The sequence below is a fragment of the Microbacterium algihabitans genome (assembly GCF_032464975.1).
GTDB classification, from domain to species: Bacteria; Actinomycetota; Actinomycetes; order Actinomycetales; family Microbacteriaceae; genus Microbacterium; species Microbacterium algihabitans.
In genome coordinates this window covers 94,213-110,884 of the sequence record NZ_JAWDIU010000007.1, presented here as the reverse complement: position 1 = coordinate 110,884, position 16,672 = coordinate 94,213, and the positions used below count along the sequence as shown (strand labels likewise).

15 protein-coding genes are annotated in these 16,672 nt (G+C 70.8%); 12 read left to right on the top strand and 3 right to left on the bottom strand.

The features are described from left to right. Nucleotides 1–61: 61 nt before the first annotated feature. Genes RWH43_RS16410 through RWH43_RS16400 form a run of 3 tightly spaced genes read left to right on the top strand, consistent with a single transcriptional unit; the run spans nucleotide 62 to nucleotide 3,060 of the window. Entirely contained in the window at nucleotides 62–997 is a 936-nt protein-coding gene (locus RWH43_RS16410; protein ID WP_144828010.1) for an ROK family glucokinase, read from the top strand. A 2-nt stretch (nucleotides 998–999) separates the two neighbouring features. After that, nucleotides 1,000–1,713 (top strand): lysophospholipid acyltransferase family protein, encoded by a 714-nt coding sequence (locus RWH43_RS16405; RefSeq protein ID WP_154095852.1) that lies wholly within the window; start codon nucleotides 1,000–1,002, stop codon nucleotides 1,711–1,713. 9 nt (nucleotides 1,714–1,722) lie between these two features. Beyond that, nucleotides 1,723–3,060 (top strand): class II 3-deoxy-7-phosphoheptulonate synthase, encoded by a 1,338-nt coding sequence (locus tag RWH43_RS16400; protein WP_230704452.1) that lies wholly within the window; start codon nucleotides 1,723–1,725, stop codon nucleotides 3,058–3,060. 137 nt (nucleotides 3,061–3,197) lie between these two features. Here the strand turns inward: RWH43_RS16400 and pknB are convergent, their stop codons facing one another. Further along, nucleotides 3,198–5,147 (bottom strand): Stk1 family PASTA domain-containing Ser/Thr kinase, encoded by a 1,950-nt coding sequence (pknB, locus tag RWH43_RS16395; protein ID WP_316001976.1) that lies wholly within the window; start codon nucleotides 5,145–5,147, stop codon nucleotides 3,198–3,200. A 72-nt stretch (nucleotides 5,148–5,219) separates the two neighbouring features. Continuing rightward, a complete protein-coding gene (locus RWH43_RS16390; RefSeq protein WP_316001975.1) occupies nucleotides 5,220–6,215 on the bottom strand; it encodes a LysM peptidoglycan-binding domain-containing protein in 996 nt (331 codons plus the stop codon). 136 nt (nucleotides 6,216–6,351) lie between these two features. On the opposite strand from RWH43_RS16390, the gene RWH43_RS16385 reads away from it, so the two are divergent. Next, nucleotides 6,352–6,696, top strand: a complete 345-nt coding sequence (locus RWH43_RS16385; protein ID WP_144827995.1) for an Rv2175c family DNA-binding protein — start codon at nucleotides 6,352–6,354, stop codon at nucleotides 6,694–6,696. Between the two features lie 68 nt (nucleotides 6,697–6,764). On the opposite strand, the gene RWH43_RS16380 is transcribed toward RWH43_RS16385, so the two are convergent. Further along, the gene (locus RWH43_RS16380) at nucleotides 6,765–7,847 is read right to left on the bottom strand and encodes a polyprenyl synthetase family protein (RefSeq protein WP_316001974.1); all 1,083 of its coding nucleotides are present in this window, start codon (nucleotides 7,845–7,847) and stop codon (nucleotides 6,765–6,767) included. A 64-nt stretch (nucleotides 7,848–7,911) separates the two neighbouring features. Between RWH43_RS16380 and RWH43_RS16375 the strand changes: the two genes are divergently transcribed. From RWH43_RS16375 to murD, 8 genes are all read left to right on the top strand, one after another. Then, entirely contained in the window at nucleotides 7,912–8,292 is a 381-nt protein-coding gene (locus tag RWH43_RS16375; protein WP_144827989.1) for an SCO2097 family morphological protein, read from the top strand. A gap of 365 nt (nucleotides 8,293–8,657) precedes the next feature. Further along, nucleotides 8,658–9,089: a division/cell wall cluster transcriptional repressor MraZ gene (gene mraZ / locus RWH43_RS16370; RefSeq protein ID WP_013583202.1), complete on the top strand. Its 432-nt coding sequence runs from the start codon at nucleotides 8,658–8,660 to the stop codon at nucleotides 9,087–9,089. A 98-nt stretch (nucleotides 9,090–9,187) separates the two neighbouring features. Then, nucleotides 9,188–10,141, top strand: a complete 954-nt coding sequence (gene rsmH / locus RWH43_RS16365; protein WP_187358342.1) for a 16S rRNA (cytosine(1402)-N(4))-methyltransferase RsmH — start codon at nucleotides 9,188–9,190, stop codon at nucleotides 10,139–10,141. Then, nucleotides 10,138–10,767 carry a cell division protein FtsL gene (gene ftsL / locus RWH43_RS16360; protein ID WP_316001973.1) on the top strand — a complete coding sequence of 210 codons (630 nt, stop codon included), beginning with the start codon at nucleotides 10,138–10,140 and terminating at the stop codon, nucleotides 10,765–10,767. The genes rsmH and ftsL overlap by 4 nt, the downstream gene beginning before the upstream one ends. A gap of 5 nt (nucleotides 10,768–10,772) precedes the next feature. Continuing rightward, nucleotides 10,773–12,572: a peptidoglycan D,D-transpeptidase FtsI family protein gene (locus tag RWH43_RS16355; protein ID WP_144827980.1), complete on the top strand. Its 1,800-nt coding sequence runs from the start codon at nucleotides 10,773–10,775 to the stop codon at nucleotides 12,570–12,572. A gap of 64 nt (nucleotides 12,573–12,636) precedes the next feature. After that, the gene (locus RWH43_RS16350; protein ID WP_316001972.1) at nucleotides 12,637–14,049 is read left to right on the top strand and encodes a UDP-N-acetylmuramoyl-tripeptide--D-alanyl-D-alanine ligase; all 1,413 of its coding nucleotides are present in this window, start codon (nucleotides 12,637–12,639) and stop codon (nucleotides 14,047–14,049) included. Beyond that, nucleotides 14,046–15,152, top strand: a complete 1,107-nt coding sequence (mraY, locus tag RWH43_RS16345) for a phospho-N-acetylmuramoyl-pentapeptide-transferase (RefSeq protein WP_144827974.1) — start codon at nucleotides 14,046–14,048, stop codon at nucleotides 15,150–15,152. The genes RWH43_RS16350 and mraY overlap by 4 nt, the downstream gene beginning before the upstream one ends. Next, entirely contained in the window at nucleotides 15,149–16,666 is a 1,518-nt protein-coding gene (murD, locus tag RWH43_RS16340) for a UDP-N-acetylmuramoyl-L-alanine--D-glutamate ligase (RefSeq protein WP_316001971.1), read from the top strand. The genes mraY and murD overlap by 4 nt, the downstream gene beginning before the upstream one ends. Nucleotides 16,667–16,672: the final 6 nt, after the last annotated feature.

Below are 16,672 nucleotides of genomic sequence, written 5' to 3'. Positions count from 1 at the left end.
TCGCGCGGCATGGCTAGACTTCTCCGGGCCGAGCCGCACGGTCGGCCCGGAAGGGAGCGCGGTGCGCAACGTCGGCATCGACATCGGGGGCACGAAGATCGCGGGAGGCGTCGTCGACGACGACGGCACCATCATCGAGAAGCTCCGCGTCGACACCCCCATCGACCCTGCAGCCCTGGTGGACGCCGTAGTCGACATGGCCGACCACCTGCGTCGCGCGCACGAGATCCACGCGATCGGCGTGGCCGCGGCGGGCTTCATCAGCCGCGACCGCAGCACCGTCATCTACGCGCCCAACATCGACTGGCGCGACGAGCCGCTGCGTGCCCGCCTCGAGCAGCGCCTGAACGCCCCCGTCACGATCGAGAACGACGCGAACGCGGCCGGGTGGGGCGAGTACCGCTTCGGCGCGGGCCAGGGCGTGCGCGACATGGTCATGCTCACGATGGGCACGGGCGTCGGCGGGGCCGTCGTCACCGACGGCGAGCTGTTCCGCGGCGGCCACGGCATCGGCGCTGAGCTGGGGCACATGCGCTTCGTGCGCGGCGGCCACCCGTGCGGGTGCGGGCAGAACGGCTGCCTCGAGCAGTACGCCTCGGGACGTGCCCTGCAGCGCGAGGCCAACGCCATCGCCGACGAGGGCGGCATCGGCGCGGCCCTGGCGGCGATCCGCGACGAGAAGGGCGCGATCCCGGGTCCGGCTGTGTCTCGCCTCGTGCTCGCGGGTGACCCGGGCGCCGTCGAGGCACTGCGCCGCGTGGCCACGGCGCTCGGCGAGGCGTGCGGCGGGTTCCAGGCCGTGCTCGACCCCGAGCTCTTCGTGATCGGCGGCGGTGTCGCCCAGCTGGGCGCGGATCTGCTCGTGCCGGTGAAGCTCGCGTACGAGACCTCGCTCCCGGGGTACGGTGAACGTCCGGTCGCGGAGTTCGCGATCGCGCGCCTGGGCAACGACGCCGGTCTCATCGGGGTCGCAGACCTCGCCGGGAAGGAGCGCTGACGATGTTCTACTGGCTCATGAAGTACGTGGTGATCGGGCCGGTCATCAAGGCCGTGTTCCGCCCGTGGATGGTGGGCCGGCGCAACATCCCCACCGAGGGTGCGGCGATCCTCGCCAGCAACCACCTGTCGTTCTCGGACTCGATCTTCCTGCCGCTGATGATCGACCGCCGCATGGCGTTCCTCGCCAAGAGCGACTACTTCACCGGCAAGGGCATCAAGGGCTGGGCGACCCGCATGTTCTTCACCGCGACGGGTCAGCTGCCCATCGACCGCTCGGGCGGCAAGGCCTCGGAGGCGTCGCTCAACACCGGCCTCGGCGTGCTCGGCCGCGGAGAACTGCTCGGCATCTACCCCGAGGGCACGCGCAGCCCCGACGGCACTCTCTACCGGGGCCGCACCGGCATCGCCCGCATGGCGCTCGAGGCCCGCGTTCCGGTCGTGCCCGTCGTCATGGTCGACACCGGGGCCGTCATGCCCATCGGCCAGCGCCTGCCGCGCGTGGGGCGTGTGGGCATCGTGATCGGCGAGCCCCTCGACTTCTCGCGCTTCGAGGGCATGGAGGGCGACCGTTACGTGCTCCGCTCGGTCACCGACGAGATCATGGTCGCCCTGCAGCGCCTCGGGGAGCAGCGTTACGAAGACGTGTACGCCTCGACCGTGAAGGACCGTCTGGCCACCGCGCAGGCGGCGAAGGCGCCGACCTCGCGCCACTAGACTTCAGGGGTGAATCAGCAGCTCCACGACCTCGACCACTGGCGAACCCTGCCCATCAAGCAGCAGCCCCAGTGGTATGACGAGGCCGCTGTGGCCGCGGCATCCGCAGAATTGGCGACCCTTCCTCCGCTGGTGTTCGCCGGCGAGGTCGACATCCTCCGCGACCGCCTCGCGCGTGCCGCCGCCGGCCAGGCGTTCCTCCTGCAGGGCGGTGACTGCGCCGAGACGTTCGCCGGTGCGACCGCCGAGCAGATCCGCAACCGCATCAAGACGGTGCTCCAGATGGCCGTCGTGCTGACCTACGGCGCCTCGATGCCCGTGGTGAAGATGGGCCGCATGGCGGGCCAGTTCGCCAAGCCCCGCTCGAGCGACGTCGAGACGCGCGGCGACGTGACGCTGCCGGCGTACCGCGGCGACATCGTCAACGGCTACGACTTCACCGAGGAGTCGCGAAAGGCCGACCCCGCGCGCCTGCTCAAGGGCTACCACACGGCCGCGTCGACCCTGAACCTCATCCGCGCCTTCACGCAGGGTGGCTTCGCCGACCTGCGCGAGGTGCACAGCTGGAACAAGGGCTTCGCGAGCACGCCGGCCAACCAGGCCTACGAGTCGATGGCGACCGAGATCGACCGCGCCATCAAGTTCATGGAGGCCGCCGGCGCCGACTTCGACGAGCTCACGCGCGTCGAGTTCTACACCGGCCACGAGGGCCTGCTCATGGACTACGAGCGCCCCATGACGCGCATCGACTCGCGCACGGGCCTGCCGTACAACACCTCGTCGCACTTCCAGTGGATCGGTGAGCGCACGCGCGAGCTCGACGGCGCGCACGTCGACTACTTCTCGAAGATCCGCAACCCCATCGGTGTGAAGCTCGGCCCCACGACCACGGCCGAGACGGCGCTCGCGCTCATCGACAAGCTCGACCCCGAGCGCGAGCCGGGCCGCCTCACCTTCATCACGCGCATGGGTGCCGGCAAGATCCGCGACGCGCTGCCCCCGCTGCTCGAGGCCGTGCGCGACTCCGGCGCGACGCCGCTGTGGGTCACCGACCCGATGCACGGCAACGGAATCACCACCCCCACCGGCTACAAGACCCGTCGCTTCGACGACGTGGTCGACGAGGTGCGCGGCTTCTTCGAGGCGCACCGCTCGGTGGGCACGCACCCCGGCGGCATCCACGTCGAGCTCACCGGCGACGACGTCACCGAGTGCCTGGGCGGGTCCGAGATGATCGACGAGGCCACCCTCGCGACGCGCTACGAGAGCCTGTGCGACCCGCGCCTGAACCACCGTCAGAGCCTCGAGCTGGCGTTCCTCGTGGCCGAGGAACTCGAGAACCGCTGACTCGCGTCTGTCGACACGCGACGCCCCCGACCCCCGCGGTCGGGGGCGTCGTCGTTTCCGGATGCCGCGGACGCGGGCGTGGAGGCATGTGAACGCTCGGCCACACGAACGGTACCGCGTCAGGGCGAAGCGTGCGACTACAGCGTCGGCGTGATCGTGATGGTCGAGCCCTGCGGAGCCGTCGTACCGGCCTTCGGATTGGTCGAGCGCACCTTGTAGATGTCCCAGTACTTGAACCCGAGGGGGAGGGTGCCGTCGTCGATGCCCGCGTTGACCTCGAAGCCGAGACCCTGCAGGGTCGTCACCGCCTCGCGGATCGACATGCCCACGATGTTGCCGGGGATCTCGACCGGCTTGGGACCGATCGAGACCGTCAGCGGAACGGTGTCGCCGGGGCGCCAGTTGCCGCCGCCGTCGCGGTCGCCCATGCGGATGACGTTTCCGGATGCCACCGAGTTGCTGTACTCCTCGGTGACCGAGCTGTCGAGTCCGACCTCCTCGAGGGCGTTCTGGGCACGGGACTGCGAGTCGCCCGTCACGTCGGGGATCGGACCCAGCGAGGTGACGAACGCCGACGCGTCGCCCTCGTAGACGGTGCAGCCGCCCGTGCAGTCGAAGGCGTCTCCGCCCGAGCGGGGGATGATCGACGCGCTGAGGACCGTGCCGTCGGCGGCATCCGTGAACTGTCTCTCCGGGTCGCCGACGCCGACGAACGCCTGCTCCATGACGGAGCGCGCCTCGTCGAAGCTCAGCCCGGCGAGCGAGGGGATCTGGTGCGTGGCGGGACCGGCCGAGACGAGCACGGTGACGACCGTGTCCTTGTCGAGGCGTGATCCCGGGTCGGGGTCGGAGCCGAGGGTCGTGCCCGCGGGGATCTCGCGATCGTTCACGTCCTGCTGCTGCGCGATCAGCTGCTGCTGCGCGAGCAGGGCCTCGGCGTCGGCGAAGCTGCGGCCGGACACGTCGGGCACCGACACCATCGAGCCCGGACCGGAACCGAAGTACCACCCGGTGAAGCCGGCGCCGCCGGCGAGCAGCAGCACGATCACGAGGATCCACGCCCCGCGGGCGGTGCGTCGGCGCGTGCGGGCGCGCAAGCGTGCCGCGTTGTCGGGCTCTTCGGTGGGGACCGGCGGAAGCGCTGCGGTCTGCGGGAGCACCTTCGTCAGCTCGCGCGACTCGGCGGCCGAGGCGGGGGAGGTGATGCCGACCGAGACGGCGCGCGCCACCTGCGGGGCCAGGCCCAGCTCCTTCTCGACGGCGCGCAGACGCTCGAGCATCGCGGCCGCATCGAGGGGGCGGTCGTCGGGCTCGCGCTCGGTCGACCACAGCACGAGCTCGTCGAGCTGCTCGGGGACCGACGGGTTCTTCGCGCTGGGGCGGGGGACCGAGTCGGTGGCGTGCTGGTAGGCGATCTGCATCGGCTGCTCGCCCTTGTAGGGCTGCTCGCCGGTCAGCATCTCGTAGAGCATGATGCCGAGCGAGTAGATGTCGCTGCGGGCGTCGGCGGTGCCGCGGGTGACCAGCTCGGGGGCGAGGTAGGCGATCGTGCCCATCAGCTGCGCGCCGCTGGCGGTGTTCGCCGTCGTCGCGCGGGCGAGGCCGAAGTCGCCGATCTTGATGCGGCCGTCTTCGGCCAGCAGCACGTTCTCGGGCTTCACGTCGCGGTGCACGATGCCGGCTCGGTGGGCGGCCGCGAGGCCCGACAGGATGGCATCCATGATCGTCAGGGTCTGATCGACCGTGAGGCGGCGGTGCTCGCGCAGCAGCTCGCGCAGCGTGATGCCCGGCAGGTACTCCATGACCAGGTAGGCCATCTCGCCGTCCTGGCCCTGGTCGAACACGTTCACCACGTGCGGATCGCTCAGGCGCGCGGCCGAGCGGGCTTCTTGGATGAACCGGCTCTGGAACACGGTGTCGTCGCTGAGGTGGCCGTGCATGACCTTCAGCGCGACGCGTCGCTCGAGGCGCAGGTCGGTCGCGACGTACACGGTCGCCATGCCGCCGCGCGCGATGCGCGCGCGGACCCGGTACCGGCCGTCGACGAGACGGCCGATCAGCGGGTCGGCCTGCTGACTCGTGCTCACGTGTCGAGTCTACGGAGAGCCCCCTGTGAGGCCGGGCAACGGCTCACCCTCACCTGGGGATCCGAGGCGTGATCAGCCGAGAACGGCGAGCCATGTCGTCGCGGGCTGCTCCCACTGCGCGTACCGGTCGGGGTAGGCCGAGATCTGCACGGCCTGAGCGGCGTCGGCGTAGGGCAGCTGCTCCCACCCCGGGATGTCGAGCAGGCCGCGCGTCGTGGCGCCGTTGGGGTCGGCCGAGCCGCCGAAGAACACGTGGGTCGAGCGGTCGCGGTCGCGGATCTGCTCGGCCGTGCCCCAGCCCTGGCTCGGACGCTGCTGGAACAGTCCCAGCGAGTCGCGGTCGCCCCAGTCGAGGTTGCGCAGCCACGACTCCTGCATGGCGGTGCCGAGAGCGATGACGATCCCGCGGTCCGAGACGCCGAGCTCGCGGCCGATGCGGATGATCAGGCGGGCGTTCTCGGACTGCTCGGCGTCGAGACCCGGGGCGGTGACGGGCGCGACAGAGGCGGGAGCGGGCCCGGCCGCGGGGATCTGCAGCACCTGCCCCGGGTAGATGATCGAGGCCCGGGTCAGGCCGTTCGCCGACAGCACGGCGTCGATCGACACGCCGTTGCGCGCGGCGATCGCCGACACGGTGTCTCCGGGTCGCACCTCGGCGGTCGCTCCCACGGGCGCGCTCTCGGGGGCGGGGGCGGATGCCGCCGGTGCGGCGGTCAGCGCGAGCACCTGTCCCGGGCGGATGACGTTGTCGGCGCCGATGCCGTTGGCGGCGCGCACGGAGGCGGTGTCGAGCCCGTGGGCGCGGGCGATGCCCCAGACGGTGTCGCCGGGCTGCACGACGTAGGTGAGCGCGGCGGGGGCGGCGGCGAGTACGGGGGTGCCCAGGGAGCGCGGTTCGAGCGCTCCCGTCGGGGGCACGAGGCTCGACGGGGTGAGAAGGGCGGTCGCGTGCGCGGCGTGCTCGCCGACCAGGCTGAGCGCGATCGAACCGACCACCGCGGCGGGCCAGACGGCGGGGGAGCGGCGGGGGGTCTCGGTGGGCAGGGGGGACAGCGTGAGTCGTCGCATGGTGGGGGATTCCGTTCTTCCGACTGCCCGCCACCGTCCCATGCCGTGGGGTGGATGTCAACGAATGAGGTGCATGTGACTCGTGTGACAGGCGAGCACGGGGGTTGATGAGCGCGCGGGGTGAGATAGTGAATCAGTGACCGACAACACCCGTTACGCGACCGACTGGCTGACCATCCCCGATCTGGTGGAGCTGCTCGACGAAGCCCACGGGCGCGTGCGCCGCCTGCTCGACGAGCAGTATCTGGTGGGCACGCGTCGCGACGGCGTCTTGAAGGTGCCGTCGGTGTTCATCGTCGACGGGCGTCCCCTGGCCTCGCTGCGCGGCACGATCATCGTGCTGCACGACGCCGGCTTCGACTCCGACGAGATCATCGACTGGCTGCTCAGCCCCGAAGAGACCATCGGCATGCCTCCGATCGAGGCGCTGCTGGCCGGTCGCAAGAGCGAGGTGCGTCGGGTCGCCGCGACCCTCGCCTGATCGATCCGGATGCCGCGGGCTCGCCCCCGCGGCGCCGTCGCCGGGTCTTCCGGCCGAGGCGTCTCGACTCAGGCGGTGCGCTCGGTCGCCGCTCGCGCCAGCGCGCGCAGTTCGTCGACCGCCCCGGCAGCCAGACTCGCCCCGTCGAGGGCGTCGTCGGCGCGCCGCGCGTAGTCGGCGATGAGTTCCTCGGTGCGCGCGAGGGCGCCGCTGTCGACGATGGCGCGCTGGAGCGTGCCGATCTGCTCGGCGGTGAGGGCCGGGTCGCCGAGCAGCGCGTCGATCGCGTGGCGCTCGTCGGCGGGCATCGCCTCGCGGGCGTAGGCGACGAGCACCGTGCGCTTGCCTTCGCGCAGATCGTCGCCGACGGGCTTTCCGGTGATCGCGGTGTCGCCGAAGACTCCGAGCACGTCGTCGCGCAGCTGGAAGGCCATGCCGACGTCGTGACCGAAGCGGCCGAGGGCGTCGAGCTGCCCGTCGTCGGCGCCGGCGAGCGAGGCCCCGATCAGCAGGGGCTGCTGGATGCTGTAGCGCGCCGACTTGTACGAGGCGACGCGCAGCGCGCGCTCGGCGTGCGTCTCATCGGGGTAGACGGTGTAGGCCGACTCTTCGGCGACGTCGAGGAACTGCCCGATCGTCACGTCGCGGCGCATCTGCGCGTACGCGCGACGGGTGGCCGCGGCCGTGGGGGAGCTCGAGGCGAGCCCCTCTTCGAGCAGGTCGTCGCTCCAGGCCACCAGCAGGTCGCCGAGCAGGATCGCCCCCGAGCGGCCGAACGCGTCGGAGTCGCCCGCCCAGCCGGCGTCGCGGTGGGCCGCCTGCAGCGCGCGGTGGGCGGCGGGCTGCCCCCGGCGGGTGTCGGAGTTGTCGACGAGGTCGTCGTGCACGAGGGCGGCGGCGTGGAAGATCTCGAGCGAGGTCGCCACGGCGAGGGCGGCGTCGTCGAACGAGGCGCTCGAGCGGCCGGCGGACCGCCAGCCCGTGAGGCAGAAGCGCGCACGCAGGCGCTTTCCTCCCCGCAGGGCGGAGGCGCCCGCACGGGTGAGGGATTCCGCCTCAGGGCCCAGTGCGGAGGCGTACGATAGCTGTTCAGTGAGGAACTTGTCGAGTCGCTGGGAAACAGCTTCGATCGGTTCCGGGGAGGTCGGCACGGGCCTAGCCTAGTGATCCACGCCGCGCGTAGAATCGTCCGCAACGAACAATAGAGGGGGATGCATGCCACTGTCAGAGCAGGAGCAGCGTCTGCTGGATGAGATGGAACGCCATCTCATGAGTAACGACACCGACGTCGTGACCGCCCCCAGTCGTGCCCTCAGCTACCGCAACATCGTCCTCGGTTCGATCCTCGTGCTCGCCGGCCTCGGCGCCCTCGTCGTGGGCGTGTCTGTCGGCTTCAACACGGGCGTCCTCGGCATCGCGATCGGCGTGCTCGGCTTCCTGCTCATGGTGGGTGGTGTGATCTTCGCGGTGACGCCGATGCGCGGCGCCGTGGCGTCCGCTCCGCGCTCGACGAAGCCGCGCGCCGCGCGCGCCTCGGGCGGATCCTTCATGGACCGCATGAACGACAGGTGGGACCGCCGCAACGAAGGGCGCTGATCCCTCGCAGATTTTTTGAAGCACCGGCTCTTCGGAGCCGGTGCTTTTTTTCGTGCCCGGGGCGCGGCATCCGGAACGATCTTCCGACGCGTCGACGGGGCGCGCTCGCGAGGGGGCGAGCCGCGGGGGGAGGAAGGGTGAGGCGCGTTTTCCCTCCCTTTCGCTCCACGCGCGGTGGCGCCACCGCCCGCTGAGCCCGCTGAACCGCGGAACCACGCGGATCTTCGACGTGCGCGGTCAAGCGTCCGGACACAGTACACGGCGACGCCCATCGCGAGAAGAGTGGGTTTTCGATAGCAAAGTGGAGGGCGGTGGAGTAAAGTGGGGGAAACTTCGCAGGCCGGACGAAGGGGGTGGACGCCCGAATGCTGCTCGGTACGCACACACCCAAGCTCGACGACAAGGGTCGGGTCATCCTGCCGGCGAAGTTCCGTGACGATCTCGGCGCCGGAGTGGTGATCACGCGCGGGCAGGACCGCTGCCTCTACGTGTTCAGCACCGAGGAGTTCGAGCGCGTGCACGAGCGGATCCGCGAGGCCCCGCTCAGCAACAAGCAGGCCCGCGACTTCCTGCGCATGTTCCTCTCGGGGGCCAGCGCCGAGAAGCCCGACAGCCAGAACCGCATCACCGTTCCCCCGGCGCTGCGCACCTACGCCGGCCTCGGGCGCGAGCTCGTCGTCACCGGCGTCGGAGCCCACGCCGAGATCTGGGACGCCGAGGCCTGGAACACCTACGCCGAGAGCAACGAAGAGACGTACGCCGAGATGGAGCAGGAGGTGATCCCGGGACTGTTCTGACCCTCCGGCTGTGATGCCCAGCCGCACGCCCTGACGCACTTCCCCGGCGCCAGGTCGAGCGGATGGGGATCAGAGCCGAAGGATCGGACCCCGACATCATGGACATCCGCGACATCCACACTCCCGTTCTCCTCGAGCGCTGCGCCGAACTGCTCGGTCCCGCCCTGCAGAAGCCCGGATCCGTCTTCGTCGATGGCACGCTCGGCATGGGCGGGCACTCCGAGGCCTTCCTCGAGCGCTTCCCCGAGGCCCGACTCATCGGCCTCGACCGCGACACCGACGCCCTGCGCATCGCGGGGGAGCGCCTCCAGCGTTTCGGCGACCGCGTCACCCTCGTGCACACCGTCTACGACGGCATCGCCGAGGCCGTGGCATCCGCCGGCGTCTCGAAGGTCGACGGCATCCTGTTCGACCTGGGCGTGTCGTCGCTGCAGCTCGACGAGGCCTCGCGCGGGTTCGCCTACGCGCAGGACGCCCCGCTCGACATGCGCATGGACCAGACCACCGGCGTGACCGCCGCCGAGGTACTCGCCACCTACGGCGAGGGCGACCTCCGCCGCATCTTCGAGCGGTACGGCGAAGAGAAGCTCGCCGGCCGCTACGCCCGCGCCATCATCGCCGCCCGCGCCGAGGCTCCTCTCGAGCGCTCGGGTCAGCTGGTCGACGTATTGCAGGCGGCGACGCCCGCGGCGGTGCTGCGCGAGCGTCACCCGGCCAAGCGCGTGTTCCAGGCCCTGCGCATCGAGGTCAACGCCGAGCTCTCGGTGCTCGAGCGCACGATCCCCGCGGCTCTCAAGGTGCTGGGCGTCGGCGGCCGCATCGTCGTGCTGTCGTACCAGTCGCTCGAAGACCGACTGGTCAAGCGCGTGTTCGCCGACGCGTCGACCTCGACCGCGCCTCGCGGCCTGCCGGTCGAGCTGCCCGAGCACGCGCCCAAGTTCACGCTCCTCGTGCGCGGTGCCGAGCTGGCATCCGAGGAAGAACGCGCGGTCAACCCCCGCGCCACCCCCGTTCGCCTGCGGGCGGCCGAGCGAATCCAGGAGGACGCATGAGTGCACCACAGGCCATCGATGCGGCTTTCCTGCCCGACTTCCCGACGCCGGTCCGCGAGCGTCGGCTCACCGTCGTCCCCGCGACCGCCCGCCGCCGCGCCCCGCGTCGCCTCTTCGGCGTCATCGCGGTCACGGGTGCCCTCGTGATCGTGCTCGTGCAGATGGGTCTCGGCATCCTGACCACGCAGAGCTCGTTCGAGATCGCCTCGCTCACCCAGCAGCAGCGCGACCTGACGTACCAGAAGCAGATCCTGAACGACGAGAGCGCCGGGCTCGCCTCGCCGCAGTACCTCGCCGCCAACGCCGCCGCGCTCGGCATGGTGATCGACGAATCGCCGACCTACCTGCGCCTGAGCGACGGGGCCGTGATCGGCTCCGACAAGCCCGCCGACGCGGTGTCGTCGGTGGATGCCATGGGGCGCGGTTCCGTGCGCAACGCGCTCATCGCCGGCGTGCCGCTCGTGACCGACCCCGCTGCCTCGACGACGGCGGACGGCGCCGCGACGGAGGCTCCCGCCGCCGACGCCACGGCCGGGGCGACGACGACCGGTGCGGCCACCCCGCCCGCCGGATCCGCGACACCCCCGTCGATCAGCGACGGTCTGCCGACTCCCGCGACACGATGAGAGCCATGACGACGACAACCTCCCGGTCCCCGCGGCGTCGCACCGTCGTCGCCCTCTCGATCGTCCTCGTCGTCCTGCTCGCCTTCGTGGTGCGCCTGGTCGACATCCAGGTCGTCAACGCACGCACCCACGTCGACGACTCGCTCGCGATGGGCCTCGAGAGCTCGCGCACCGAGTACGGCTCGCGGGGCTCGATCGTCGATGAGAACGGCGTCACCCTGGCATCCGCCGTCAACCGCTACGACGTGCAGATCGACCCGAAGCTCGCGGTCGAGGGCATCACCACCCGCACCGACGACGACGACGAAGACGGCACCACCACCGCGTGGCCCGTGCTGGCCGCGCAGATCGCCGCGGTCACGGGCCAGGAGGCCTCCGACGTCGAGAAGATCGTCACCGACGCCGTGGCCGAGAACCCCGACTCGCGGTACGCCATGATCGCGCGGAGCGTCTCGACCGAGCAGTACCGCGCGCTGGTCGACCTGCACCTGCCGTTCCTCAGCTTCCCGCCGCAGGCCGGACGCATGTACCCCGACGGCGCGGTCGCCGGCAACCTGCTCGGCTTCGTCGGCAGCGACGGACAGCCCCTCGCGGGCCTCGAGGGGGCCGACAACGCGTGCCTGGCCTCGAGCAACGGCAAGGTCGTCTTCCAGCAGAGCCGCGACGGCGTCGTGCTTCCGGGCACCGAGGTCGTCACCCAGCCCGCCGTCGACGGCGGCACGCTCACGCTCACGATCGACCGCGACCTGCAGTGGTACCTCCAGCAGCTCATCGCCGAGCAGGTGCAGAACACCGGCTCGCTGTCGGGCACCATCACGGTGGTCGAGGCGAAGACCGGCAAGATCCGCGCGCTCGCGGAGTACCCCTCGGTCGACCCCAACGACCCCACCGCGACGCCCGAGAACGACCGCGGCAGCGCGGCCTTCGGCAACCCCAACGAGCCGGGTTCGACGATGAAGGCCATCACGGCCGCGATCGGTCTGGACAGCGGGTCGTTCACCTCCGACACCACCGTGACCGCGTCGTCGAGCGAGACGCTCCCCGGCGGCTCGCGCGTCTCGGACTCGTTCTCGCACCCCGCGAACAACTACACCCTCACGGGCGTGCTCATCGACTCCTCGAACGTCGGCATCTCGAAGTTCGGCGAGATGATCCCGCTCGACACCCGTGTGTCGTACCTCGAGAAGTTCGGCCTCACGCAGCAGACCGCCGTCGGGTTCCCCGGCGAATCGGGCGGCATCATGCGCGACCCCGCCGGCTGGGACAAGCAGACCTTCTACAACACGACCTTCGGCCAGGGCATCTCGGTCACCGTGCCGCAGCTGGCCGGGGCGTACCAGACCATCGCCAACGGGGGAGTGCGCATGCCGCTCTCGATCGTCGAGGGTTGCACCGCGGCCGACGGCACCGTCACCGACGTGCCCGACGCCCAGGGCGAGCGCGTGGTCTCGGCCGACGCGGCGCACCAGGTCGGACTCATGCTCGAGAACGTCGCCACGCAGGGGACCCTCGCCAAGCAGGTCGCGATCCCCGGCTACCGCATCGCCATCAAGACCGGTACCGGCGAGAAGACCGACCCCACCACCGGGGCCTACAAGGGCGACGCGTACTTCACGACGATGATCGGTTTCGCCCCCGCCGACGACCCCCAGTACGTGGTCGAGGTCAACCTCGACGAACCGCGGACGGTAAAATCGTCCGCGGCCACCGCCCCCGCGTTCCAGAAGGCCCTCACGCAGGTTCTCAAGACCTACCGCGTGATTCCGTCCGGAACCACGACCCCCGAACTGCCCAAGTTCGGCTGAGACACCGCCGACGCCGGTCTCGTCTCGGTAACGAATGCGACACGGAAAGGGCGTCCGCACAGCAATGATCTCCACCAGCCTCTCCCACCTCGCCGACGTGCTCGGCGGGCGCCTCGTCGTCCGCTCCGGCGACACCCCCGACACCACGGTCTCGGGGCTCGTCGACACCGACTCGCGTCTCATCGAGCGCGGCGACATCTTCGTCGCCAAGCCCGGTGAGACCACCGACGGGCACCTGTTCGTCGGCACCGCCGTCGAGCGGGGAGCGGCTCTCGCGATCGTCGAGCGCGAGGTCGAGGCCGAGGTGAGCCAGATCGTCGTCGCCGACGTCGTGGCCGCCCTCGCCGACCTGGCCCGCGACGTCGTCGCGCGCGTGCGCGCGCACGGCGACTTGAAGATCGTCGGCATCACGGGCTCCAACGGCAAGACGACCACCAAGAACCTCCTCGCGCGCATCCTCGAGGGTGAGGGCGAGACGGTCGCCCCGCGCGCCTCGTTCAACAACGAGGTCGGCGCGCCGCTGACGATGCTCCGGGTGACGGATGCCACGCGCTACCTCGTGAGCGAGTTCGGCGCCAGTGCCCCCGGCGCGATCGCGCGCCTCGCGGGCCTGGTCACCCCCGACATCGGCGTCGTGCTGATGGTGGGCATGGCCCACGCCGGAGGCTTCGGCGGCATCGAATCGACGTTCCACGCAAAGAGCGAGCTGGTCAAGGCCACCCGCGAGGGCGGTCTCGCCGTGCTGAACGCCGACGACCCCCGCGTCGCGGCGATGGAGCCGATCGCGCGCGAGCGCGGCCAGCAGGTGCGCTGGTTCGGCCGGGGCGAGCGGGCCGAGGTGCGCGCGGTCGACGTCGAGGTCTCGGCATCCGGCACCCGCGCCGACCTGCTGGTCGACGGAGAACCCTTCACCCTCACCCTGCGGGTGCTCGGTGAGCACCACGTGATGAACGCCCTCGCCGCCCTGGCCGCCGCCACCGCCCTCGGCGTGTCCGCAGCCGACGCGATCGCGCGCCTCGAGACCGTCGAGATCGCCGAGCGCTGGCGCATGCAGCCGCTCGGCTCCGACCGCGTGCGCATCATCAACGACGCCTACAACGCCAGCCCCGACTCGATGGCCGCGGCCCTGCGCACCCTCGCGCAGATCACCGGCCCCGACGAGCGCACGGTGGCCGTGCTGGGCGCGATGAGCGAGCTGGGGGAGTACGCCGACGAGGAGCACGACCGCGTCGGCCTGCTCGCCGTGCGTCTGCGCATCCAGCGCATCGTCGTGATCGGGCCCGAGGCGCGCCGCATGTACCTCGAGGCGATCGCTCAGGGCTCGTGGGACGGCGAGGCGGTGTTCCTCGCCGACGCCGACGCCGCGTTCGACTACCTCTCGACCGAGCTGCGCGACGGCGACCGCGTGCTGGTGAAGTCGTCCAACTCGGCCGGGCTGCGACACCTCGGCGACCGACTCGGGGAGCTCTTCGCGTGAGATCACTTCTGACCGCGGCGGCGATCTCGCTGGCGTTCACCCTGTTCCTCACGCCCGTGTTCCTGCGCTGGTTCCGCAAGTGGGGCTGGGGCCAGGTCATCCGCACGCCCGAGAACGTGCACAACCCCTCGCACGGGGCCAAGCGCGGCACGCCCACGATGGGCGGCACGATCTTCATCCTCGGCACGATCGTCGGCTACCTGATCGGCTCGTTCGCCGGCAACAACCCGCCGACGATCTCGGGTCTGCTCGTGCTGTGGCTCATGCTCGGCTTCGGCGTGGTCGGCTTCATCGACGACTACATGAAGGTGCACTACCAGAACAGCCTCGGACTGTCGGGGTGGCGCAAGATCGCCGGCCAGGTGATCGTGGCCGTGCCCTTCGCCATCGTCGCCCTCAACTTCCCCAACGCCATCGGACAGACACCGGCGTCGGAGTACATCTCCGTGTTCCGCGACATCCAGGTGCTCTCGCTGTTCGCCCTGGGCCCCATCCTCGGCTGGCTGCTCTACCTGGCATGGATCTCGTTCATCGGCACGGCGGCATCCAACTCCGTCAACGTCGCCGACGGCCTCGACGGCCTGGCCGCGGGCTCGGGCATCTTCGTCGTGGGCGCCTACAGCCTCATGGCCTTCTGGCAGAACAAGCAGATGTGCGCCGAGGCTCTCGACCCGACGGTCCAGGCCGGCTGCTACGCGGTGCGCGATCCCTTCGACCTCGCCATCGTGTCGGCCTCGTTCGTGGGCGCCCTGGTCGGGTTCCTCTGGTGGAACGCGCCCAAGGCCAAGGTCTTCATGGGCGACTGCGGCTCGATGGCGATCGGCGGCGTCATCGCCGCCATGGCGATCCTCACCCGCACCGAGATTCTGCTCGTGCTCATCGCGGGCGTCTACGTCATCGCGTCGGGCTCCGTGATCCTGCAGCGGGCCTACTTCAAGGTCACCCGGGGCAAGCGGCTGTTCCTCATGAGCCCCCTGCACCACCACCTCGAGATGCGCGGGTGGCCCGAGGTCACCATCGTCGTGCGCATGTGGATCATCGCGGGCCTGCTCGCCGTCTCGGGCATCGGATTCTTCTACGTCGAATGGCTTGCACGCGTATGACCGACCTCACCACCCTCACCAGCTGGCACGCCGACTGGAAGGGCCTGCGCGTCGCCGTGCTGGGCCTGTCGGTCACGGGCTTCTCGGTCGCCGACACCCTCGCCGAGCTCGGCGCCGAGGTGCTCGTCGTGACCGAGCGGGCGGATGCCGAGTACGCCCGGCTGCTGCCGGTGATCGGCGTCGCGCTGCACGAGGGGTCGCTCGACACCGTGCCCGAGGCGCTGACCGCCTTCGCCCCCGAGGTCGTCGTCGCCTCGCCCGGCTTCCCGCCCCACCACCCGGTGATCCGCTGGAGCCTCGAGCACGACATCGCGCTCTGGGGCGACGTGGAGCTCGCATGGCGCGTGCGCGACAAGGTCGTGCGCGCCGACGGCCGACCCGCCGACTGGGTGCTGGTCACCGGCACCAACGGCAAGACCACCACCACGCGCCTCACGGCCGAGATGCTGATGACGGCGGGGATGCGCGCCGTACCCGTCGGCAACATCGGCACGCCCGTGCTCGACGCGGTGCGCGACCCGAGCGGCTTCGACGTCTTCGTCGTCGAGCTCTCGAGCCACCAGCTCTGGTACCTCAACCGTCAGAGCGGCGCCGACGCGCTCTCGCCCCACTCCGCGGTGTGCCTGAACCTCGCCGACGACCATCTCGAGTGGCACGGCGGAGCCGACGCGTATCGCGCGGCGAAGGCCGGCGTCTACGCCCGCACGCGCGTGGCCTGCGTCTACAACAAGGCCGACGCCGCCACCCGCGAGATGGTCGAAGACGCCGAGGTCGTCGAGGGCGCCCGCGCCATCGGCTTCGACCTCGGCGTGCCCGGCCCCAGCGACCTCGGTGTGGTCGACGGCATCCTGGTCGACCGCGCCTTCCTCGAGGAGCGCGCGACCTCGGCCCTCGAGCTCACGACGATCGCCGACCTCGCCGAGCGGGGTCTCGCGGCGCCGCACATGGTGGCGAACATCCTCGCGGCATCCGCCCTCGCCCGCTCCCTCGGAGCGACACCGGCGCACATCTTCGACACGCTCGAGCACTTCCGCCTCGACCCGCACCGCATCCAGGTCGTCGGCGCCCACCGGGGCGTCACGTGGGTCGACGACTCCAAGGCCACCAACCCGCACGCCGCGGCCTCGTCGCTGGCGGCGTATCCCGGAGCCGTGTGGATCGTGGGCGGGCTGCTCAAGGGCGTCGACCTCGGCGACCTCGTGCGCACGCGCGGCGCGACGGTGCGCGCGGCCATCGTGATCGGCACCGAGCGCGATGACATCGTCGCGGCGTTCGCGCGACACGCCCCGGCGGTGCCGCTGTTCGAGGTCGACCACGCTGAGACTGAAGACGTCATGGCGCAGGTCGTCGAACTGGCGGCGGGTGTGGCGCGGGACGGAGACACGGTTCTCCTGGCTCCGGCGGCGGCATCCTTCGATCAGTTCGCGTCCTACTCCGACCGCGGCACGCGATTCGCCGACGCGGTGCGGGCCTGGATCGCCGGCCACGACGGAGCATCACGACCGCAGGACTGAGAGGAC